Origin of the sequence: Neorhodopirellula pilleata (assembly GCF_007859915.1) — a bacterium.
Lineage (GTDB): Bacteria > Planctomycetota > Planctomycetia > Pirellulales > Pirellulaceae > Rhodopirellula > Rhodopirellula pilleata.
The window spans coordinates 1-21,330 of sequence record NZ_SJPM01000009.1 but is presented as its reverse complement, the minus strand read 5'-3'; the positions used below and the strand labels follow the sequence as shown (position 1 = coordinate 21,330).

General features: G+C 56.0%; 21 protein-coding genes and 1 tRNA gene. 16 read left to right on the top strand and 6 right to left on the bottom strand.

Annotated elements, in window-relative coordinates; genetic code table 11:
- Positions 1-68: 68 nt before the first annotated feature.
- The 4 genes from Pla100_RS19305 to Pla100_RS19295 form a co-directional block, all read right to left on the bottom strand.
- On the bottom strand, positions 69-1,145 hold the full coding sequence (locus Pla100_RS19305; protein WP_146579583.1) for an aspartate/ornithine carbamoyltransferase family protein: 1,077 nt from the start codon (positions 1,143-1,145) through the stop codon (positions 69-71).
- Between the two features lie 135 nt (positions 1,146-1,280).
- Entirely contained in the window at positions 1,281-2,159 is an 879-nt protein-coding gene (locus Pla100_RS31750) for a sodium:solute symporter family transporter (RefSeq protein WP_231603247.1), read from the bottom strand.
- A complete protein-coding gene (locus tag Pla100_RS31745) occupies positions 2,156-2,725 on the bottom strand; it encodes a sodium:solute symporter family transporter (RefSeq protein WP_231603285.1) in 570 nt (189 codons plus the stop codon). Before Pla100_RS31745 ends, Pla100_RS31750 begins: the two co-directional genes overlap by 4 nt.
- A 5-nt stretch (positions 2,726-2,730) precedes the next feature.
- On the bottom strand, positions 2,731-3,258 hold the full coding sequence (locus Pla100_RS19295) for a hypothetical protein (protein ID WP_146579343.1): 528 nt from the start codon (positions 3,256-3,258) through the stop codon (positions 2,731-2,733).
- Positions 3,259-3,611: 353 nt separating this feature from the next.
- Here Pla100_RS19295 and hemP point away from each other — a divergent pair, with 353 nt between their 5' ends.
- From hemP to hisI, 4 genes are all read left to right on the top strand, one after another.
- Complete coding sequence (gene hemP / locus Pla100_RS31740) at positions 3,612-3,884, top strand: hemin uptake protein HemP (RefSeq protein WP_231603246.1); 273 nt, start codon at positions 3,612-3,614, stop codon at positions 3,882-3,884.
- A complete protein-coding gene (locus Pla100_RS19285; RefSeq protein ID WP_146579342.1) occupies positions 3,881-4,372 on the top strand; it encodes a hypothetical protein in 492 nt (163 codons plus the stop codon). The genes hemP and Pla100_RS19285 overlap by 4 nt, the downstream gene beginning before the upstream one ends.
- Before the next feature lie 484 nt (positions 4,373-4,856).
- Entirely contained in the window at positions 4,857-5,855 is a 999-nt protein-coding gene (locus Pla100_RS19280; RefSeq protein WP_146579341.1) for an NADPH:quinone reductase, read from the top strand.
- A gap of 581 nt (positions 5,856-6,436) precedes the next feature.
- Positions 6,437-6,865 carry a phosphoribosyl-AMP cyclohydrolase gene (gene hisI, locus Pla100_RS19275; RefSeq protein WP_146579340.1) on the top strand — a complete coding sequence of 143 codons (429 nt, stop codon included), beginning with the start codon at positions 6,437-6,439 and terminating at the stop codon, positions 6,863-6,865.
- A gap of 171 nt (positions 6,866-7,036) precedes the next feature.
- Here the strand turns inward: hisI and Pla100_RS19270 are convergent, their stop codons facing one another.
- Entirely contained in the window at positions 7,037-9,274 is a 2,238-nt protein-coding gene (locus Pla100_RS19270) for an NADP-dependent isocitrate dehydrogenase (protein ID WP_146579339.1), read from the bottom strand.
- A 224-nt stretch (positions 9,275-9,498) separates the two neighbouring features.
- On the opposite strand from Pla100_RS19270, the gene Pla100_RS19265 reads away from it, so the two are divergent.
- The 6 genes from Pla100_RS19265 (at position 9,499) to Pla100_RS19240 (ending at position 12,541) form a co-directional block, all read left to right on the top strand.
- Complete coding sequence (locus tag Pla100_RS19265) at positions 9,499-10,122, top strand: 50S ribosomal protein L25 (protein WP_146579338.1); 624 nt, start codon at positions 9,499-9,501, stop codon at positions 10,120-10,122.
- Complete coding sequence (pth, locus tag Pla100_RS19260; RefSeq protein WP_146579337.1) at positions 10,119-10,688, top strand: aminoacyl-tRNA hydrolase; 570 nt, start codon at positions 10,119-10,121, stop codon at positions 10,686-10,688. The genes Pla100_RS19265 and pth overlap by 4 nt, the downstream gene beginning before the upstream one ends.
- A 92-nt stretch (positions 10,689-10,780) precedes the next feature.
- A complete protein-coding gene (rpsF, locus tag Pla100_RS19255; RefSeq protein ID WP_146579336.1) occupies positions 10,781-11,209 on the top strand; it encodes a 30S ribosomal protein S6 in 429 nt (142 codons plus the stop codon).
- 57 nt (positions 11,210-11,266) lie between these two features.
- The gene (locus Pla100_RS19250) at positions 11,267-11,779 is read left to right on the top strand and encodes a single-stranded DNA-binding protein (RefSeq protein ID WP_146579335.1); all 513 of its coding nucleotides are present in this window, start codon (positions 11,267-11,269) and stop codon (positions 11,777-11,779) included.
- Between the two features lie 75 nt (positions 11,780-11,854).
- Positions 11,855-12,397, top strand: a complete 543-nt coding sequence (gene rplI, locus Pla100_RS19245; RefSeq protein ID WP_146579334.1) for a 50S ribosomal protein L9 — start codon at positions 11,855-11,857, stop codon at positions 12,395-12,397.
- A 60-nt stretch (positions 12,398-12,457) separates the two neighbouring features.
- Positions 12,458-12,541 (top strand) — tRNA-Leu (locus Pla100_RS19240).
- Between the two features lie 510 nt (positions 12,542-13,051).
- Here Pla100_RS19240 and Pla100_RS32300 read toward each other — a convergent pair.
- Positions 13,052-14,611, bottom strand: a complete 1,560-nt coding sequence (locus tag Pla100_RS32300; protein WP_146579333.1) for an integron integrase — start codon at positions 14,609-14,611, stop codon at positions 13,052-13,054.
- Between the two features lie 470 nt (positions 14,612-15,081).
- Between Pla100_RS32300 and Pla100_RS19230 the strand changes: the two genes are divergently transcribed.
- The 6 genes from Pla100_RS19230 (at position 15,082) to Pla100_RS19205 (ending at position 20,711) form a co-directional block, all read left to right on the top strand.
- On the top strand, positions 15,082-15,450 hold the full coding sequence (locus Pla100_RS19230) for a hypothetical protein (protein WP_146579332.1): 369 nt from the start codon (positions 15,082-15,084) through the stop codon (positions 15,448-15,450).
- A 382-nt stretch (positions 15,451-15,832) separates the two neighbouring features.
- On the top strand, positions 15,833-17,173 hold the full coding sequence (locus Pla100_RS19225) for an IS91 family transposase (protein ID WP_146579331.1): 1,341 nt from the start codon (positions 15,833-15,835) through the stop codon (positions 17,171-17,173).
- A 374-nt stretch (positions 17,174-17,547) separates the two neighbouring features.
- Positions 17,548-18,186 carry a protein phosphatase 2C domain-containing protein gene (locus Pla100_RS19220; protein WP_146579330.1) on the top strand — a complete coding sequence of 213 codons (639 nt, stop codon included), beginning with the start codon at positions 17,548-17,550 and terminating at the stop codon, positions 18,184-18,186.
- 115 nt (positions 18,187-18,301) lie between these two features.
- Positions 18,302-18,748 (top strand): hypothetical protein, encoded by a 447-nt coding sequence (locus Pla100_RS19215; protein ID WP_146579329.1) that lies wholly within the window; start codon positions 18,302-18,304, stop codon positions 18,746-18,748.
- Between the two features lie 109 nt (positions 18,749-18,857).
- Positions 18,858-19,358 (top strand): hypothetical protein, encoded by a 501-nt coding sequence (locus Pla100_RS19210; RefSeq protein ID WP_146579328.1) that lies wholly within the window; start codon positions 18,858-18,860, stop codon positions 19,356-19,358.
- A gap of 873 nt (positions 19,359-20,231) precedes the next feature.
- On the top strand, positions 20,232-20,711 hold the full coding sequence (locus Pla100_RS19205; RefSeq protein WP_146579327.1) for a hypothetical protein: 480 nt from the start codon (positions 20,232-20,234) through the stop codon (positions 20,709-20,711).
- Positions 20,712-21,330 lie beyond the last annotated feature (619 nt).

Sequence of the window (21,330 nt, the reverse complement as noted above, 5' to 3'; positions counted from 1 at the left end):
TGGGTCGCAGCCGCTTCGGCGGAGACCCGGCATCGAGCCGCTAACCGCCAACAGCTAACCGCCACCAGCTACCCCAGCCCCAACGCCGACATACGATCCAGCACCGCGACCAACACGGCTTGGCGGACGAAAACGGCTCCGGCAGCCTGAGCGAAATACAGGTTGTGGTCCGTCTCGTCGAGGTCTTCGCTGAGTTCGTCGTTGCGAGCGAGCGGGTGCAAGATCACCGCGTCCGGTTTCAAGTTGCTGCTTGCATCCAATTTGTAGCGAGCGTCCAAGTTGCGATAACTATCACCCAAGAACGCGATCGAATTGACGTACACAACGTCTAGCTGTGACAACACTTCTTGCGCGTCGTTGGTGATTTCGATCGGGATCGGAGATTCCTCGATCGGCTCGGTCAAATCCAACCCGACCGGATCGGCCAACTCGGAGATCAGCGTGATTTTCTTGACCGCTCCGGTGAACATCAGCGCTAACCGCACAAAACTCTTGACCGCTCGCATCGAACCCGGTGTTCCGATGATGCCCAGATGAACTTTCTTTTCCTCCGGACAAATCGGGCTGCACAGTTCCGGACGCCATTTCAGAAGTGCGTACCAATCGATCAATGCTTGTGTCGGATGATGCCCCGAACCATTACCTGCGTTGATCAACGGACGTTCGAGGTTCTTGCTGATCTCATCAAGGCAATCCGTGTCGGGATGTCGCATGATGACCACGTCGCCGTAGGTATTGAACATCTCGCCGATATCGGCCAGCGATTCCCCCTTTGCGATTCCCGTGACTTGACCGTCGGGAACCGACAGAACTTTGCCATCGAGTCGCAAGACGGCGCTTTCAAACGACAACCGCGTCCGCGTGCTCGCTTCGAAGAACGCGGTGATCGCGATCTTGCCGTCGAGTGGTTTGTCCATTTCGACATTGCGGGACTCTAACAATGCGGCCAGTTGGGCGATCGCCACGACGGTGCGACGGTCGAACTGACGCGGGTTCAAGATCGATTGACCCGCTAGTGCCGCGAGAGCTTCTTCATCGATCTTGCCGTGGGTGTAGTCGAGCAATCGAATCGGGCTGAGTCGTTGCCCCTTGGAATTCGTCGCATGTGCGGTCAACGCATTGTTCTTTTGTTTGGTTGATAGCATGTCGGTGTCACTCACCAGATTTGTTGATCTCGAGAATCGATAAAAAGGAAAATGACCAGAGCCACCACGCCGACGCACGCGAGCACCAACGCACCGATCACCAAAAATTGAAGTAACCACAATGGAAACATGAGATTAAGGCGTCTCCTCGGCCAGCGATGCGAAAATAAAATCGTCCGGTGCGAGCCACGTCAACAATCCGAAAACGATGCCGGACACACTCGCCCCGATCAACGAAGCGACGAACCACCCGATCGCGAAGTAAGACCACAAACCCACCGCCGTACCGATCACCATCGATGCGCCCGCCGCTGAAGGGCTCGGACGTCGGAAGTACAGTCCGCCGACGATCGGCCAAATGCAACTGCCCACCATCGGCCCGGCAAAGAACAGCACCGTGGCGAGCGACCCGATGTTCGGATACGCGACCGCCCAAGAAAGCACGCCTAAGCAGACGATCGCGATGGAGGACGCTCGCCGCTTCGTCGCATCGGTCATACGCGAACGGTTCCCAGATGAGACTTGTCGGTGAATCGGCTCGATGATGTCATTGACGATTAAGTCCGAAGTCGCCGCCAATAAACTGTCGATGCTCGACGCCAACGAACAAAACACGACCACAAACACCAGCAACGCCCCACCGGTCCCCAACAACGTTGCCGCCACGAGCGGCCCGACCGTGTCCGGTTGGCTGATCCCAATCCCGAGGGCCGGCGCGGCCAAACCCAAGAACCCGGCAACGATCGGCACCGGCAACCACAGCAACCCGCCCAACGCATAAGCCTTGGGGCCGACACCTTCACGCATCGCGAACGCGCGGCTCCACCACACGTTGCTGTGAAAGATCTCACCGAAACCGAACAACATTTTGTTGAACAACGCCATCAAGGCGGCCGGAAAGAAGACCGACAACAGCATCGGTCGGTTCGTTGATAACTTGCTATGCACGTCGGCGATATCGATTTGAATCAAGACCGCGATCGCAACGACGACCAATCCGACCAAGATGATCAAATCTGAATGAAGTCCGTGCCGATCACCGCGTACATGCCACCGAACAACGTGTACAACACGCAAACCGAGACGACCACGGTCATCCCGACCGGATACGGGATTCCCGACAAAACTTCCAACAGCTTACCGCCCGCCATCGACATCGAGATCAACCAAGTGATCGCGTAGAAAACCGAGATCAACAAAAACGGAATCGACCCCAAGCTTCCGTAACGACGTCGCACGAATTCGACCGCCGTGTAACCCTTGGGCATCAGTTGTCGGATCCGACCACTCATCGGTGCAAACGCGAACAAGCCGAAACTCGCCGTCGAGTACGCGACCGCTCCCCAAATGCCCAGTTGCAACGCGAACTGCGGCGCGAGCATGGTCGTGTTCGACGTGATCCAGGTTGCCACCGCCGTGGCCGTGCCGAGAGCCAAGCCGACGTTACGACCGGCGACCGCAAATCCGTCGTACGATTGGGCTCGTCGACCCCACCAGATACCCAGCCCGATCCACAGGACACTGAAACAGGCCAACATCACGTAACCCGCCGCCGGCGATAGCACCGCCGTGGCCAACATCGAATTCACGATACCGTCTCCGCGCGAACCATTCGGTCACCGATCACGATCAAACCGATCAAGATCCCAAAGACGATCGCCCCCACGCCGAGCAAGATCCAAGCTTGAGACATCGGCCAATGATCGACCAACACGACCGCCGGTGTGTCGCTGGCGGCGATCAAGACTACATCGCCGTAAGCGTTGGTCGTCCAAGCTCGGACCTCAAACGTGTGCTCCCCATCGGGCAGCCCCGAGATGAACGCTTCGGGTAGCCCGCCGCGGTAGAAAACATTGTCGGACTCGTCGACGACCTCGTAGGTGACGTCAGCTTCAATCGGCAACGGTTCCCACGTCAGTGATTGATAGCCTTCGCGGACGTTTTCGAAGCGAGATCGGGTCCAAACAATGGGCGGAATCGGTTGGGACCCTGCGGGTTCATCGCCCCCAGGCGGCCCAGACGCATCCTCAGCGGAACCTGGCGTCAGGAGACTCAAGAAAGTCACCGCCAAGCAAACAAGCACCATCGTTAAACGAGGGTTGAAACAACGCATCCGAACGTGGTCAGTATTTCACTCGCCAGGGCCGATTCGCCTACGTGGCCGGGCAAGAAAAACAAAGGTCTCCTGTACGTAAAATCGTTCGCGGGACGAGCCTCCGTCGCCTCAAACAGGCAAACCGCAGACCCCGGAAGCCCCCGGGAGCGACTCGCGGGGGGTCAAAACCCTAGCAGCTTTTCCGTAACGATGAAACCTCTTTTGCCGGAAAAAGGGCCTCCCACAAACGCCTCTTTTTAATGAAAATCATTCGCAATAAGGCTTGATCGGTGATCGGGCGGTGCTTAGATTGTTACCGAAGACTTTCAATTTGCCGAATCATTCGCGGACAGATCGACGTTCTGATGGACATGACCGAACGACCCAATCACGTCGCCGAAGCCATGGAAACGGCTGCCTCGGCGGACGCCCAATCGGTCGCTCCCGATGCCGTCGTCCCCGATGCCGTCGGTTCGCTCGCCGCCGAGGCTTCCCAATCGGTCAAGCCGGATTCGTCGCATACATTGAAAGTCGTTCGATTCGAGTCGCTCGCTCGTTGTGGCGACGAGATTTGGATCGAAAACGAAGGGCAAATTTATCGTCTTCGTCGGACCCGCCAAGGAAAGTTGATCCTCACCAAATGACCACCAACGAAACCATCCTTTCGGTCATTCCCGGCAATACCGAGCACGAACGCCTGATCGTCGTATTGCGATCGATGCCATCGGCAACCATGCCAACGAACCGCTCTTTGGGACTCTTCGATCCGCATACCGAGCAAACTCCCGAGGCATCATCCTCGCCTTCATTACCTTCGGCGCGAACTTTTTGCGAAGAGTTGATCTCGGTTCGCGAGCGGCCTGTCGTTCTCCGCCAACAATCGTTCAGCCCGGCGGTGGGTTGGTTCACGCAGAGCGAACTGGAGATGACCCAAGACCAATGGTCGATGATGCGATGCACGGTCATGCCGCAGCAGAGGATGCCGCAGCACAGGGCTATGCAATCTAATCAGCGTGCGTCAGCAATCTCCGCCGACTCGAGCCCGCTAACCCGTCGCCGATTCGATCGATTCGCCGGCGACGGTGATGCGTCGGTCGTCCCGTTTGCTCGCGAACAAGCCGCGTCGGCTTAGAACGATCCCATCGAAACGGAGATTCGCATCCGTTATGATAAGCAGTATCGCGCAGCCGGTTTTGGCTTTATGCATCTGTTATCGTCGAGTTCGGTTCTTTAAGAACGCAACGGCTACAAGCCCGACGCGAGACGGCGTGTTGATTTAATCGTAACCCGAAGCGTGAGCGAGGGATGAAACGCCATTCAATCCTCTGTATGTATCCCTCGCTCACGCTTCGGGTTACGATGCGAATTAAATCAACACGTTCGTGAGCGAGGGATCATTAATATTGCCCCATCCCTCGCTTGCGCTTTTTGAAGTTGCGCTTTTGCCTGTGGCATTGGTTTATCGTAACCCGAAGCGTAAGCGAGGGATGAGTCAATATCAATTATCCCTCGCTTACGCAGCGGGTTACGAAAAAAGCGCAACGTCAAAACTGCGTTTCGCGCTTGTATATTGGCGGCTAAACCGCTTTACCGTCTCTTCTCCAACGCGACTCCCCATGAAAGCCGCCTTCATTCCCCAACCCGGCCCGGCTGACCAAATTCAAATCGGTGAACTGGCGATTCCGGAGCCAGGCCCGGACCAAGTCCGCATCCGCGTTCACGCCGCCAGCGTCAACCCGATCGACACGTATGTTCGATCAGGGGTCGTCGCAATGGACTTGCCGTCCCCGTTCATCATCGGTTGCGATGCGGCCGGAATCGTCGACGCGGTCGGAGCGAACGTCAAACGTCTCGCCGTCGGTGATCGCGTTTGGACGACCAACCAAGGTTTGCTCGGACGTCAGGGTACGTTTGCCGAGCAGATCGCCGTGGACGATAAATGGGTTTTCTCACTACCCGATTCGGTCTCGTTCGAAGACGCCGCCGCGTGTGCCCTCGTCGGCGTGACGGCCCATTTGGGTTTGTTCCGCGAAGCCCAACTGCAGCCCGGCGAAACGATCCTCGTGATCGGCGGTTCCGGGGGCGTCGGGTCGATGGTCGTGCAGATGGCCGTCGCCGCCGGAGCCCGCGTGATCGCGACCGCGGGCAGCGACGCCAAAGCCGGCTTGCTCAAGGAACTCGGGGCGGACGAAGTGATTCTTTACAAGAGCGAGTCGATCGGCGAACGGACCAAGCAACTCGCCCCCGGCGGCGTGAACGTGTTTTGGGAAACCCGTCGGGAACCCGACTTTGCGATGGCGGTCGATGTCATGGCGCCTCGTGGTCGGATGGTCTTGATGGCCGGACGGGACGCCACGCCAATGTTCCCGGTCGGCCCGTTCTACGTCAAAGAATGTTCGGTGCACGGGTTTGTAATGTTCAAAGCCACACCGATCGAGATGCGAACGGCGGCCGAAGATCTTTCCCGCTGGATGGCCGACGAAAAAATTTCCGCGAACATCAGCGCCCGCTTCCCGCTCGAAGACGCGTCCCAGGCTCACGTACTGCAAGAGTCCGCCACGCTCGACGACAGCGACCGACTCAGCGGCAAGATCGTAATCAATATGCCGATGTAAGCAATTTTCGTTCGACTGCCCCGATACCCGTTATCGCCACGCATCGCGTTATTCGAACACCGAATGACAACAATCAGGCGATGGGCGATAGCGGGCTGTTGATTTAATCGTAACCCGACGCGTCAGCGAGGGATTGAAAGCCATTCAATCCTCTGTAAGTATCCCTCGCTGACGCTTCGGGTTGCGATGCAGACCAAGTCAACAGCCTGCTAGCGGGCTGTTGATTTAATCGTAACCCGATGCGTCAGCGAGGGATTGAACACCATTAAATCTTTTGTATGTATCCCTCGCTCACGCTTTTTGAAGTTGCGCTTTTTTCGTAACCCGATGCGTAAGCGAGGGATAATTGATATTGACTCATCCCTCGCTTACGCTTCGGGTTACGATAAACCAATGTCACAGGCAAAAGCGCAACCTCAAAACTCACGCTTTGGGTTTCGATGAGGACTAAATCAACAGCCTGCTAGCCCCGGTTGGCGTTCGGTTAACCGCCGCCAACTCGCTACGGCGAATTGAATCAACATACTGATACGCGTCGGGCTTGCATGGTTGCGACGTAACCGCACTTAGAACGCCACCCAATGAACCACTCCTCCGAAACTCCCCGCGAAACTTCGCTACCCAACTTCGACGCCGGCGTCCCCTGTGCAGACAGTGGTGATCGCTTGTTGCCTGCAATCGCGCAAGACGCCAAGTCGGGCCGGGTGTTGATGGTCGCATGGATGAATCAAACCGCGTTCGACGAAACGGTGCAGACCGGAAGGGCGGTTTATTTCAGCCGTTCGCGTGGAAAGCTATGGCGAAAGGGCGAAACCAGCGGTCATCAGCAAATCGTTCACCGAATCCAAATCGATTGTGACGGCGATTGCATCCTCTTGCACGTCGATCAAACCGGAGCCGCCTGCCACGAAGGCTACGAAAGCTGCTTCTTCCGAACGATCGACACCGACGGCAAATGGACGGTTCAAGAACCCAGACTAGTCGACCCCGCCAAAGTCTACGCCCCCTAGCCGTAGTACCGTATGCTGGGTGACCGTAGGCTGGGTGGAGGAGGCTCTGCGACGAACACCCGGCAATCGCCCGTAAACTTAAACTTAAACTTAAACTTAAACTTAAACTTAAACTTTTGGGATCAACCGCGATTCGATGCCGGGTCTTTGCCGAAGCGGCTTCGACCCAGCCTACTTGGAGGCGATCGTTTCGATGATCGCGTTGAGCGTGGCGCTCGGACGCATCGCCGCGTCGGCCGCTTGAGGGTCGGGGAAGTAGTAACCACCGATGTCGACCGGCGAGCCTTGGACTTCGTTGAGTTCGCCGACGATCTTGGCTTCGGACGATGTCATCGCCTGAGCAATCGGCTGAAACTGCGATCGCAGGTCGGGACTTTGCGTTTGCGCCGCGAGTGCCTCGGCCCAGTACATCGCCAGGTAAAAATGGCTGCCCCGATTGTCCAACTCACCCGCCTTGCGTGACGGCGATTTGTCTTCGTCCAAGAAACGGCCCGTCGCGTCGTTGAGGGTCGAGGCCAGCACGGCGAACGATTCATTGCCCGTCTTTGCCGCGAGGTCTTCGAGCGAAACGGCGATCGCCAAGAACTCGCCCAGCGAATCCCATCGCAAATGATTCTCGGCTTCGAACTGTTGAACATGTTTCGGAGCCGATCCGCCCGCGCCGGTTTCAAACATACCTCCACCGGCCAACAGCGGTACGATCGAGAGCATCTTGGCACTCGTGCCCAATTCCAAGATCGGAAAAAGATCCGTCAGGTAATCACGCAGAACGTTCCCGGTTACTGAAATCGAATCGAGCCCTTGACGGGCACGGCCGCACGCGTGAAGAGTGGCTTCCACCGGGGCGAGGATTTGAATGTCCAAACCTTGCGTGTCGTGCTCGGCAAGTTCGGTTTCTACCTTTTTGATGACGTTTCGATCGTGAGCGCGATTTGAATCCAGCCAAAAAACCGTCGCCGCCCCGGTCGCGCGGCATCGGTTGACGGCCAACTTCACCCAATCGACGATCGCAACCTCTTTCGTTTGACAGGCCCGCCAAATGTCGCCCGCCTCGACTTCGTGCTTCAGCAGCGTTTCGCCATCGCCGTTGACGACCTGTACGTGACCGGCGGCGGGAATCTCGAACGTCTTGTCGTGCGATCCGTACTCCTCGGCTTTCTTGGCCATCAAACCCACGTTGGCGACACTGCCCATCTTGGTCACGTCGTACGCGCCGTTGGCTTTGCAATCATCAATGACCGCTTGATAAACCCCCGCGTAGGATCGGTCGGGGATCATCGCGATCGTGTCTTGCGGTTGCCCATTGCGGTCCCACATCTTGCCGCCCAATCGAATCGCGGCGGGCATCGACGCGTCGATGATCACGTCACTTGGGACGTGCAGGTTGGTGATACCGCGATCGGAATCGACCATCGCGATCGACGGAAGTTCCGATTCGACTTTGGCCATCGTCGCTTCGACCAAGGCTCGCTCGTCGGCGGGCAATTCGGCGATCTTGTCGAATACTTGGCCCAGGCCTTGATTGGCGTCGATGCCAACTCGTTGAAAAATCTCCGCATGCTTCTCGAACGCTTCGGCGTACAAAACACGCACGACATGACCGAACAAAATCGGGTCAGATACTTTCATCATCGTCGCCTTCAAATGCAGCGACAACAGCACACCTTCGGACTTCGCCTTCGCGGCCGCCTCGGCGATGAATGGCTTGAGCAACCCGACTCGCATGACGGCGGCGTCAAAAATCTCACCTTCCTCGACCGCGATCGCCTCTTTCAAGACGGTAACTTCCCCAGAGTCGGAAACGTGTTCGACCCGCAGTTTGTCCGCCCGGCTTAGTACGATCGACTGCTCACTGCCGTAGAAATCGCCCTCGCTCATTTGCGCGACCGCGGTTTTGGACTCGGCGGTCCACGCACCCATCGAATGTGGGTTCTTTTGAGCGTAGGCCTTCACCGGGGCGGCAACCCGGCGGTCCGAATTGCCTTCGCGAAGGACCGGGTTGACGGCGCTGCCGAGGACCTTCGCGTAGCGGCTGCGGATGTCTTTTTCATCATCTGTTTTCGGCTCGCTCGGGAAATCCGGAACGTCATAGCCTTTGGCCTGCAATTCCGAGATCGCGGCGGTCAGTTGCGGGATCGACGCGCTGACGTTGGGCAGCTTGATCACGTTGGCTTCGGGCTGTTTCACCAATTCGCCTAGCTCGGCCAGCGCATCGGGCGTCTTTTGGTCGTCGCGGAGTCGTTCGGGGAAACTGGCCAGCACCCGGCCGGCCAGCGAAATGTCTTTGAGCTCAAACCCCAAGCCCGAAGAAGCCGTGAACGCCCGCAGGATCGGCAACAACGACCGGGTCGCGAGCGCCGGGGCTTCGTCGGTGTACGTGTAAACGATGGTTCTCGCGTCAGAGGGCATGATGGGACTTTCGGAAGTACAGACGACGGAATCGGTGGAGTTTGAAACAGAAGGACGCACGCGAAAAGCGTGTGGATTGCATCTTCATCTGTCAATGCCGCCAAAACCGTCAAGGGGGGCCTCACTTTGGGCTTGCGAACAATTCGAAAATCGCCATACTGCCGTGCTTCAAAAAAAATCCATCTCCACCCAACGCCACCACTTTTTGTTAAACCGGTCCCGCCATGACGGACGTCATTCAAGCCACTAAACGAGATTCCACCGGAACGGCTGCCACCCGTCGATTGCGTCGCGACGGTCACGTTCCCGCCGTCCTGTATGGTCACGGCGAAGCCAACGAACACCTTGCCATCCCGCACGCCCAAGTCAAAGGTTTGCTGCGACACCACAGCCGCATGGTGAAATTGACCGGCGACGTCAATGAGACCGCCTTGGTCAGCGAAATGCAGTGGGATGCACTCGGCATCGAAGTCCTGCACATGGACTTGATCCGCGTGAACCTCAAAGAAAAGATCGAAGTCACCGTTTCGGTCGAGTTGCACGGCGAAGCGATCGGCACCCGAGAAGGCGGCATCTTGCTCGAAAATGTCCGCGAAGTTGAAATCCGCTGTGCCGCCGATTCGATCCCCGAAAGCCTCGTCCTCGACATCAATGACTTGCACCTCGGCCAAAACGCCACCGCGAACCAATTGAAATTGCCCGAGGGCGTCGAACTGATCACCGACGGCGAAACCGTTTTGGCCCACGTCGAAGCCCCGCGTGGCGAAGGCGATTCGGGCGAAGCTCAAGTCGGCTCCGAACCTGAAGTAATCAGCAAGGGCGGCGCCGGAGAAGACGAAGACGCGTGAAATTGATCGTGGGACTGGGTAACCCCGGTCGCGAATACGAGAAAACACGTCACAATGTTGGTTTCATGGTCGCCGCCGAATTGGTCCGGCGACACATGGGCACCCCGCCGAACAAAAAATTCGGGGGCGAAATCAGCGAAATGCGTATCGGCTCGGGCAAAGGGCTGGTACTTTGTCCCCATACATATATGAACGCCAGTGGACAAAGCGTCCGCAAGGCGATTGATTTTTACAAACTTGAAACCGAGGACTTGATCCTCATCTGCGACGATCTGAACCTCGCCCTCGGGCGGATTCGGATCCGGAGCGGTGGATCGGCCGGCGGCCAAAAAGGCCTCGCCGACACGATTCGACATCTGGGTACGGACCAGTACCCCAGACTAAGAATCGGAATCGATCGACCGCCCGCCAAATGGCAGGTGACCGATTACGTTCTCGGACAGTTTACCGAAGAAGAACAACCCGCCATTGATTCAGCGATCCGACGCGCCTGCGACGCGATCGAATGCTGGGTCCGTGACGGAATGACCGAGGCGATGACCCGATACAACGCTCCGGCCACTTAATTCACCATCGTCTACGAGTCGCCTCGTCATTGGCAACTCTTAGATTTAACCCATTTAATCACCCCCCTCCGATCTCCCCGCGATTCTTAGCCGTGGCCAAAGTCAACACCTACGAAACCCTGTTCATCCTCGACAGCAATCACTACGCCCGCGATCCCGGTGGCGTCAGCAAGCAGCTCGATGACATCATCGCCAATCTCGGCGGTGAAGTTCACGTCAGTCGGATGTGGATGGAACAGAAACTTGCCTATCCGATCAACAAGCATCAAAAAGGCACCTATTACCTAATCTATTTCAGCATGGAAGGCCCCACGCTGCCGAAGATCGATCGCGCCTTCAAACTTTATGAGCCGGTCATTCGCCAACTGACAATCCGCTTGGACCCACGCTTGGTCGAACCGATCCTCGCCAACGCACGTGGCGAACACTTCGCCGGACCGCAAATCGATACCATCGGTGTTGATGACGACGTCGACGAAGACGACGTTACCGATGACGTCGAAGACGCTGTCGAGGCTTAAGCTCGCCGGTCTTCTCCGATCATTGCGACAATCACCGATAGCTAGGGAGCGTCCACTATGGCCAATTTCAATCGCGTTATCCTGCTGGGCAACCTGACTCGGGACATCGAGTTACGCTACCTTCCCAGCGGAATGGCCGTTGCCGATTTTTCGATCGCCGTCAATGATCGACGAAAAACCAACGAAGGGAATTGGGTCGACGACCCCTCGTTCTTCAATATCGTTTTCTTCGGAAGAAACGCCGAAGTCGCCAGCGAATACCTTTCCAAAGGTTCGCCGGTTTTGATCGAAGGCAAACTCAAACAAGATACGTGGGAAAAAGACGGCCAGAAACAATCTCGCGTGAAAGTCATCGGCGAACGAATGCAACTGATCGGCCCCAAGCCCGGTGGCGGCTCCGGTTCCGAAGGCAGCGTCCGCGAAAACCACTTCGAACAATCCAATTACGTTAACTCGAGTCGGCCCTCACAAGCCGTCGCCAGCCAGCCCGCCCGAGAATCACAACCCGCACGCGATGCCCAACCGACGGGCGACGGACCGGGATACGAAGAACACGAGATTCCGTTTTAATCGACCACCATCGCTTCTTCCGTAACCCGTTCCACCATTCCATTTTTCCATCACACTCAGCCCTCACTCCCAGCCATGACCACAGCTGTTACCCGGCGTTCCACCAGCCACTTCAAACGTCTGCCCAAGGGTGCCAACGGCGGCATCCAGTTGCTGCTCATCCACAATGTCGAGCACCTCGGTCGCCAAGGCGATTTGGTGGAAGTCAAAAGCGGCTACGCGATGAACTACCTCCTGCCGCAAGGCCTCGCCACGATCGCCACCGACCACCACCAACGGATGGTCGAAAAGCACCGTGAAAAACTTCGCGCGATCGAACTCGAGAAACTCCGCAGCTACCAAGAGCAAGCCGACGAATTGGCCAAGCAGTCGATCACGATCGAAGCCAACGCCAACGACGAAGGCCACCTCTACGGCAGCGTCGGACCACACGAAATCGTCGATGCCCTTAAGAGCGTTGGCATCCACTTGGCTCAAGACCAAATCCGCCTCGACGGACCGCTCAAAGAACTCGGCCTCTACACGGTCAAGATTCACCTGCACAGCGAAGTCGAAGCGAGCCTGAAGGTTTGGGTCGTGCCCACCGCCACCGAAGCAGGCGAAGCGGGCAACGCATAAGAAACTCACCATGAGTCTGAAACGATCGGCGAGCCAAAACAATCGCCGGTCGTTCAACATGGGGCTGTGGCGGAACTGGCAGACGCGCTGGATTTAGGATCCAGTTCCTTTACTGGAGTGCAGGTTCGATTCCTGTCAGCCCTATTGATTCTCGAAAAGGACTTGCGGTGAAACACCGCAAGTCCTTCGGGAACCCGTTCCCAGGCTCCCGCCCTCTTTATACCCCACATCTTTTTTGCACCCTCACGATCTCGTCTCGTGGGTGAATTCTTGACCCCCACGAGCTTGTCTCGTGGGTGAATAAGGTTCGCAAGCTAGAACACCGACGCCCTACCCGTCCACAGATTTTCACTTGTGCTCGCCGCTTGAAGCGGCGAGCACAAGTGAAAACCTGCAGTTTCCGCAAATCGCGGTTTATGTCTAGCCTGCCAACCTCGGCTTCCTGCCAGACGAGCTGGCAGGGGAGCAATACAAGATAACTTGTGTAGGATAAAGAGGGCTCTCGCCTGGGAACGCACTGCCTCGGAGGCTCTGCCCCCGCTCCCAAGATCTTTCTCACCAGCCCGCACCTCAAAGGCACGAAAGGTCAAAAGAAGCCCAGCAACCAACAACGTCGCCCCAACCAGGAGTGCATGAGATAAACAGCGGGCTCTCTCATCGCGGCTTCTTCAGCCGCATCTGATCCAGCGGACTCTTGACCGAGAGGCCCGGCCGGTTCATCACGTGCAAGTAAATCATCGTCGTCTTCACGTCCTTGTGACCGAGCAACTCCTGAACCGTCCGGATGTCCGCGCCATCTTCAAGCAAATGCGTTGCAAAACAATGGCGCAGCGTGTGAGGCACCGCGTTCTTATCACACGAAGATCTCGCCAGCGCCGCCGAGAACGCCTCTTGCAGCACTGATTCACTCACATGGTGCCGCCAATGCTTTCCACTGCGCGGGTCCCTGCGAATCCGCGGCGATGCAAAGACAAACTGCCAGCAAAACTTGCGAGAATCGCTGGGGTACTTTTTGGCAAGCGAATAGGGCAAATGCACTTCGCCAAAACCATCTTCCAAATCACGCTGATGCTGCCCACGACGCATTTCAATGTGTTTCTGCAACTGTTCCACCAAACAGTCGGGCAAGACAGTGACACGGTCTTTGTCGCCCTTGCCATTTCGGACCACGATGTGACGCTGAGAAAAGTTGAGGTCCTTGATGCGAAGACGACGGCATTCCTTATGCCGAAGCCCCGAGCCGTAGACGCAGTCAAACATCAAGGAAGGCAAATACCCTTTCACATATTGCCGGACATCAATCACTTCGTCCCGATCCAGAACGACGGGCAAGCGAGGCGGAGCCGAGGCGTGTGCCGCATCGATAAAACCCAACTCGCGTCCAAGATGAGTTTGAAAAAAATACAACAAAGCCGACTTCGCTTGGTTCTGAGTACTGGCCGCACATCCGGAGCCGAAATGCTTAGGCAACTCGTCATCGGGAATATCCCACTCGACGTCATAATCTTGGCTGCCTTTCCCAACGGCAACCTCCATTGTCCCCGACTCGGCCGCCCGCTTGTTTCCGTCACTTCCTCCAGCGGATCGGCTGACGCGACGCCCCGTCGGTCGATCACCATGATTCAGCGATCCGGGCGAATTACCAAGCGCCACCTCGGTGAGAAACTCACGAATCGCTGCTTCGCCCAGGCTTACCGGGTCGTCCACCTTGGCCCAACGACAAAACCGAACGAGCCAAGACGTATACGCCTTTTCGGTATCGTACTTGTTGCGGTGTCGCCTCAGCGTGCGGCGAAATTCCGTCAAATACTCCGGCTCCCCTTCGATCACCCGGCCATCCTCGATCGGTGGCTCGGCAAGCTCCGCGCCACCGAGAGTCGGATGCCCGGATCGCTCTCTGGCCTTGGCAGCCTCGATCGCGGCCAGCTCGGTCAGCTTTTGCCGCACATCGAGAAGCTCATCGTCCGACACTTCTAAAATCAGCGTGCGGTACGCGATCAAAGCCCTCACCGCCTGCAGTCGCTGCCAAGCGTCCGTCTCATTGCGGCGCAGCGCGCGACAAAAATCGATCGTCTTCCCGCGGTCCACTTCGAACTTGACATCCGGAGCAAACCCACCGAATTCCCGATAACGTCTGATCCAAATCGGAAACCATTGCCGGTCCGCCTCACCCACCGGATACGACCCCATCCGACGAATAAACTCATCAATCATCTCAGCAACCCCATGGCGAAGACAAAACTCCTTAACCGCCCAGTCAACCCAGACCCACAGATCGCCTTCGCAGCCTAGTGGTTTCTGGCTAGCTCTCCAGGCATCAGCGGGATATATTAGCAAGATAAAGCCCGGTATATGAGCATATACCGGTTCAAACCTGTATAATTATGTTGTTGAACTGGCCTAGCGGGGTTGTGCTTCGAGCTTTTGGATAGACTGAGAGCGTTTAGATGGTGGAAAAGTCTCAAAAAGATCGTCCAGCGGCGTTGCCCCGGCTTCAAATTGACCGGGAAAAGGGCACTCAAAGTGGTAATGCCCTAAGGGAATGGCCTCAACATCGGTGAGCCGGTAAACTAGAACCCGGCCAGTTCAACGATACGTTGCACCCCATTTCGGCCCCAAGTCGGTTAGTAGGTCAAACTCTCTACGCCGAAAGGGGTGAACTTAATCGTTCTGCATTCACAGCCATGACAAGCCTGCGGCCAAAGAACGATGCTGAAAACCTTGGCGCCGAAGAAGTGGTGCGCAGAGCAACGGCTGAATTCGGATTCGTACAATGCGACAATGACCGCGGAGTACGTTACGCAGCTAAAGATCTCGCCCAACGCTCAGACATGACTCATGAAGCGAAGGATCAGGCGATGGTGCCGCTCATGGATGCAGTTGAGATGATTGTTGGAAATGACCGACGGTCGGATAAACATTTCCTGAAATGCGTCGTAATCCCGAACGGACCTATCCATGTCCTGTATCTCTACAATTCTCACGAGACACAAACCCGTGCGTTGCTTGAGCGACTCGCGAATGTGCTAGGATACTTCATATCGTCAGAATAAATGCAGAACAATGCGATGAACCGAAGTCGCGGAGCCGGGCGACTTCACAATGGAAAATCAATCGCCGCGACTCGGTTATCGCGGTCGTTGAACTTAATCGATCGTGATCGGAGTGCGTAATCGTGACGACGTAGGTGCGTTGCGTTTGAGCGCCGGCGGCGAGCCGCCATCGCGTTGCTCATGGCAACCCAGATAGGGCATCGGAGCGATAGCGCAGAACGGTTGTTGCAGGAGGGGCGCTCGGATATACAAATTCGTTGTCCGGATAACTAGCGAAATCGAATGCGGCGTACAGGCTTGTGAATAGCCTTGGTGGTTTTGACCACCACTTGCCGAGCAAGGCGAGGCAGTGTGTCACCGCTTGCTCACTGTTCGGTTCGCAATGATTGTCCTCCCAAGTCCGCCTTCGGCGGCAATTGCTTGTCCGGTTGCGGCCGGTATTGAGAAGCTCGACGAGACGGTTGCGTCAGCACCCGGCTTGAGTGTTGCCGGGTTACTTAAACGGTACGCTCCGCGCTACCTTCAGAAGCATGGTGTGCAGGCGGTGCCCCAGGTTCAAAGCACGTTGGCGAAACTGTCGCTGTGCCGAACACGGGCTTTAGGAGGCCATGTCTATCGCTGCCGAGGATGCCAGTCGGAGACACCGCTGTACAACTCCTGCGGTGACCGACACTGCCCTCAGTGCAGCGGTGCCAAGCGAGCCGATTGGCTGGACTCCACTAGCGAATTGCTGGTTCCCGGTGTCACCTATTTCCAAGTCGTCTTTACGTTGCCGGAAGAACTCGCCGCGTTGTCGTTGGGCAACCGTCGAGAAATCTACAACCTATTGTTTCATTCCGCTTGGCAAGCTCTGCGTGACCAGATTGCGTTGGAACAAGGATTCGAGGCTGCCGCAGCGATGGTCCTGCATACTTGGAATCAAAAGCTCGAAGCGCATCCGCATGTCCATGCGTTAGTTCCTGGCGGTGGCCCGTCACTTGATCGATCGCGTCCGGGGTGGATCAGCAGTCGTAAGCGGAGCGGGAAGCCATCGTCGACGCCGTACTTGGTGGATGCCAAGGAACTTCGCAAACGCTATCGGGAGTTCGTCTTAAAGGGTCTTGTGCAACTGCGTGAGCGGGAAAAGCTCAAGCTGGAAGGTGACTGGAGTCGCTTGAAAGACCAGGCGAATTGGGACGAGTGGCTGGGGCGTTTTGAGAACAAGACATGGGTATCGTTCATCCAGGCTCCGCCGAACGAAGACTGCCGCCCGGAACACGTCGCGAAGTACCTGGCACGTTACATGACCGGTGGTCCGATCAGTGATCGTCGGTTGATCTCGCATGAAGACGGAAAGGTTCAGTTTTGGGCACGCGTCGGCGATCAGACTGGCGGCGGCGATGGCCGTAGTGCCCCGTACACACTTAGCGGGATCGAGTTCGCCCGTCGTTGGTCGATGCACATTCTTCCCAGGGGCTTTACCAAGTCACGCCGTTACGGCGGCTTCAGCAACCGTCATCGTGATCGGTATCTGAAAGAATGTGCGGCTTGGATGAACTCGCAAGACGAGCCGCCGCAAGCAGCGGACGCCAAGCCAGAACACGATGAGCCGAGTGACGAAGACACAGTGCCTACGTGTCCGCATTGTGACGAAGAGATGGAACTGATCCGGTGGTCGAGCAAACCCTCATGGAGCGATGTGATGTCCAGCCAATATCGACCGTGGTGGTATCGCGATGACTAGCAAAGGGACACGATTGATCTTAGTGGGTAGTCCGAAATGCGTTCTCTCAATGACGAGATCGCCGTTTCGGTGCTGCGCCGGAGTCAGGAATGAAGGCCAAAACCGTGCGGAAACGCTGCCAAGCAAAGTGCAACAGTCGCGACAACTTGCACTCGAGCAATCCAGGGGTGTAAAATCAGGGCTGGTTGTGATCGAGCCGCCGGATTGAATCCGCATACGTTTTTTCCAGGGTGGCGATCACGATCGACAAAGTTCAACGCACGATCTATCCGAAAGTCAGGCGGCCAGCTCAACTAGCAAGTTGAGCTTTTTTAACGCCTGACCATCGGATAGATCGCATTTCGTTCCCCGACTGAAATCCTCGATGCCCATTCATGACATCGTTTGAAACTGCTCATGTTGTCGAAGCGTATCGCGAACGATGCGACGATCGCATCGACGTCATCACCGATGGCGACCGCACACTGATCGTGGTCGCCGATGGCGCTGGTGGCACAGGCGACGGACACATTGCGGCCGAAACAGTAATTCGCGAAACGCGAGCGAACTACACTGCGATTGACAACTCCACTGACTGGTCCGAATTTCTCTCGCAACTTGACTTTCGCGTGCACACTGGTGAGACAACCGCTGTGATTGTCGACGTTCATCCCGATCGAATTCTGGGCGCGAGCGTCGGCGATAGTTGCGCTTGGGTGATTGACGGGGCTGACATTACTGACTTGACTCGCACGCAGAATCGCAAGCCGCTACTTGGCTCCCAAGCTGCCAACCCCGCTCCATTCTGGCATGGTCCACTCAATGGACTCCTTCTGGTCGGTTCAGACGGATTTTTCAACTATGCCAAACGCGAGCAAATTACACCACTCATGGGTCGTACCGACTTTTTTGCTATTCCGCGTGCATGTGTCGACATGGTTCGCCTTGCCTCCGGCGACCTTTGGGATGATACTGCCGTAGTCGTGTGTCGTGTGCGCCAGGCGAGGACATCTCGCAAACGATACTCGATTTGACGCACGACACATAACGCGGGGAACCATGCCGTGCACCGGAGTACGGCGTCGCGCGTTTACAAATGGAAAATCAACTCGCCGTACCCGGTGACGGCGGACGTTCCCCGAATGAAGAATGATGGACGATCCTATCCGCATGAAGATCGCCGAGCACCAACGGACACGGATCGCTGATTTCGAATCACCTCGTTACGACTACTTCGTACGCAGATTCGGATGTGACGTTCCGCTTCAGCTCAAACGTCTATACGACCTTCGATCAACACTATTTTGTCATGGGTTCTCGCGAGACTGCGGTGCCAACGCTCGTTTGTGGGTACAGTACTTCGTAACGATGACGCCTTCCGCAATCGACTACTGTGAAAAATATGACTTTCGGTACTTCCATTTTGCCGTCGGTGAGGATGGCGAGAGTCTGCTGATGTCGATTGAAGATCCCAGCCAAATTTTCGTAGACTGGGATTATGAAGACGACCTTCCCGAGTCATTTGGCTTGTCCTTCGACTCGTTTGTTGATTGTGTTGTTGCCGATCCGCCCGAGCGTTACTTCCCAGAGTCATGAAACGGGGAACAATCGCGTGCACCGGAGTACGCGAGTTGAGCGGATTTGAAATGGAAAATCTTTCGCGCGTACCCGGTGACGCGTGGCGTTATCCGCTTGGAATGAAGTGATGCGACGAATCCGTTTTGGGTTGAAAACCCTTCTCGTCTTGATTGCACTGCTCGCGGTCTATCTCGCCTGGCGAACGCACGATCCAGAGGCACGGGCGCTATCCGCAATCAAGGAGGCCGGTGGAAAAACCTATTACGGCTATCAACAGCCGTGGATGGGCTCCACGAAATCTATTAGCGTTGGACAGCTACCCGGCTACGAATACTACTCGCAACACGACATATCGTGTGTTGGAACACAAACGCAGCCCAAACTCACGCTTGCCGAGATTCTCTTCGGCAAAACGAAAGAACGTCGGGCCACCGCCGTGGAGTTGCCAATCGGAAAGATCACGCCAGAATTAGAAACAGCGCTCCACTCGTTAACGGAACTACAATCATTGGTAATAGAGATGCCTGCTATGATGGCAAGTTCTGAATCGGTAGAAGTAGAGCGACTTGGTGAACTCCAAGACGAGTTCGGGGACAAGGTCTGGCCAACCGTTAAGCTGGGATTGTGACGAAGCGGATAACCATCACAATCGGGATAGGGGCCCGGTTGCCCGGGACCCCTCCCACACCACCGTACATGCGGGTCCGCATACGGCGGTTGAGCACGAGTTTTAAATCGCCATGTTGCCATGACGACCCAAGCCATTGGGACCGTTGTCATGCCGCTTAGAAAACGCCGTACGGCGATGATTCTTTCGCGAATGACAACGGACACGTACTTGCTCGTTCCCTTCGGGCCTTCGACGACCGCGTGGGTCGAATACTATGCCCTCTGCTGACTTCTCTTTGCACGAGGTGCGTTGCCGCACTCGTCCCGCCTTTCGGGCAAGCCCTACTCACGGGTACGCATCGAGATCTCCCCAAATAAGGGACGTCGCGGATTGATGCGATCGCACCGAGACACGTGATCTGTCCCCGCCCAAGTGCCCGATCTACCTGCGCCCGTTCTTCCGGTTTGGTTTCGTGGTCAGCAGCCCACTCACCTCGAGTCGTCGGCCTCGTATCGGGTTTCTGTTCGTCACCTGGCGGGTCTTGGCGTGAATGTGGCTGGGACGGTTTGCGTTAAACCTCGCCTGATTCGGTCATTGTTGAACCAGAACTGTTCTCGGCGTTTTCCAGCTTCACGAGCACATTCGCAGGCTTCCTCCCCACGGTTGGTCACCCTTCCGCAGTTGCCTTCGCCTCGTACTGTCTTTCGTAAGAGTTACATTTGGTATACTGCCTCGTGTTGAAAGAAACCGGAAATAAGTACAGGGGACTTTCACCCCACAAGATCACGCCCATGTTGGGCGTACTGCACCGAAGTCGGGCTTGCGAGCTTTTTCAAATGGAACATCAACCGTCCCGACTCGGTGATGTGTAACGTTCCCCGGCTGACAAGCATGAACCCTTACCATCCGCCTGACATTCAATCGCAGCCAACATCGGCGCAACGGCTTCATTGGTTTGCGTTCGCCTCGACTGCGACTATCGCGTTCGGAGTTGTATCGTGGATTAGCCATAGTCTCCGCGCCGATTCTCGCCCGTTTATCGCTACACCAACGCAGTTTGTTGCTTCCTATGTGCCTTACTTCGCATTCTCGGGAGCGGTTGGTGCAGTCAATTTGCTTTCGCCAATGCGAGGGTACTTTGTACGTTCACCCGTTTCTGTTCGCCTGATTGCTGGCATGATTTTGGGCTTGATGCCGATTCCGTTGAACCACATCATCGTAAATTATCTTTGGTATCTAAAACCGTTTGTTCCATTTAAGGTCGCCGAGATCGCGATTGTTGTTATCGTTCCCGTGATTATTTGTACGGCTATAGAGCGGTTGTTCCTCAGGTTTCGCAAGGCGGAATCCGTTACTTCCGCAATCAGTTAGCCTTAGTCCAAAACGGCGGGGAACCATCGCGTGAACCGGAGAACGCGAGTTGAGTTTGATGGCAGTTAGAAACTTTCCCGCGCGTTCCCGGTTACGCGTAACGTTATCGGACAAGCAATCATTCGGACTCTGGCAATCATATCATGCTGAAGCGAACACAATTACCAAAGTTATCGCTTCGGTCAATCTTCATCTTTCATTTGATAATTGGTCTGTACCTAGCATCCTGGGCTGCGACTTACAAATATGAACATAGCTTGCAGCATCCGCCTTCGGACCTGTGGGATTGCAGCGAGCCGTACACAGTTCCACTGGCATTTCTTATCGTCAATTCCCACATCGACGCAAATAAATTTTCCCCTGGTCTGGAACGGAGATACTATCTATGGTCAGGTGTTCGAAAGCACTTGATTCACAGATCATGGTCACCAATACTATTGGGCAACTCGCGTCCGATTCCCATTGATGATCTCACAAAGGAGATCGTCCGATAACCAATAAGGATTTGACTTCGCGGCGAGGCGTGGTTTGAGTTCGAATCTTTTTCTTGGCTGGTCCGTAAGTCGCTGCCCGAAGCCAGTGCCACTAGCCGAAGCTCAAGTCCTCTGTTCAAGAAGCC

Excerpts from the sequence above, each read along its gene's own strand:
- Pla100_RS32300 (WP_146579333.1), bottom strand. The coding sequence starts at position 14,611 with ATGATTGATGAGTTTATTCGTCGGATGGGGTCGTATCCGGTGGGTGAG.
- hisI (WP_146579340.1), top strand. The coding sequence starts at position 6,437 with ATGAACCACTCCTCCGAAACTCCCCGCGAAACTTCGCTACCCAACTTC.
- Pla100_RS19280 (WP_146579341.1), top strand. The coding sequence starts at position 4,857 with ATGAAAGCCGCCTTCATTCCCCAACCCGGCCCGGCTGACCAAATTCAA.
- Pla100_RS19250 (WP_146579335.1), top strand. The coding sequence starts at position 11,267 with ATGGCCAATTTCAATCGCGTTATCCTGCTGGGCAACCTGACTCGGGAC.
- Pla100_RS19210 (WP_146579328.1), top strand. The coding sequence starts at position 18,858 with ATGCGACGAATCCGTTTTGGGTTGAAAACCCTTCTCGTCTTGATTGCA.
- Pla100_RS19295 (WP_146579343.1), bottom strand. The coding sequence starts at position 3,258 with ATGCGTTGTTTCAACCCTCGTTTAACGATGGTGCTTGTTTGCTTGGCG.
- Pla100_RS19220 (WP_146579330.1), top strand. The coding sequence starts at position 17,548 with ATGACATCGTTTGAAACTGCTCATGTTGTCGAAGCGTATCGCGAACGA.
- hemP (WP_231603246.1), top strand. The coding sequence starts at position 3,612 with ATGACCGAACGACCCAATCACGTCGCCGAAGCCATGGAAACGGCTGCC.
- Pla100_RS19285 (WP_146579342.1), top strand. The coding sequence starts at position 3,881 with ATGACCACCAACGAAACCATCCTTTCGGTCATTCCCGGCAATACCGAG.
- Pla100_RS19225 (WP_146579331.1), top strand. The coding sequence starts at position 15,833 with ATGATTGTCCTCCCAAGTCCGCCTTCGGCGGCAATTGCTTGTCCGGTT.
- Pla100_RS19305 (WP_146579583.1), bottom strand. The coding sequence starts at position 1,145 with ATGCTATCAACCAAACAAAAGAACAATGCGTTGACCGCACATGCGACG.
- Pla100_RS19230 (WP_146579332.1), top strand. The coding sequence starts at position 15,082 with ATGACAAGCCTGCGGCCAAAGAACGATGCTGAAAACCTTGGCGCCGAA.
- Pla100_RS19215 (WP_146579329.1), top strand. The coding sequence starts at position 18,302 with ATGATGGACGATCCTATCCGCATGAAGATCGCCGAGCACCAACGGACA.
- Pla100_RS19265 (WP_146579338.1), top strand. The coding sequence starts at position 9,499 with ATGACGGACGTCATTCAAGCCACTAAACGAGATTCCACCGGAACGGCT.
- Pla100_RS19205 (WP_146579327.1), top strand. The coding sequence starts at position 20,232 with ATGAACCCTTACCATCCGCCTGACATTCAATCGCAGCCAACATCGGCG.
- rplI (WP_146579334.1), top strand. The coding sequence starts at position 11,855 with ATGACCACAGCTGTTACCCGGCGTTCCACCAGCCACTTCAAACGTCTG.
- Pla100_RS31745 (WP_231603285.1), bottom strand. The coding sequence starts at position 2,725 with ATGTTGGCCACGGCGGTGCTATCGCCGGCGGCGGGTTACGTGATGTTG.
- Pla100_RS19270 (WP_146579339.1), bottom strand. The coding sequence starts at position 9,274 with ATGCCCTCTGACGCGAGAACCATCGTTTACACGTACACCGACGAAGCC.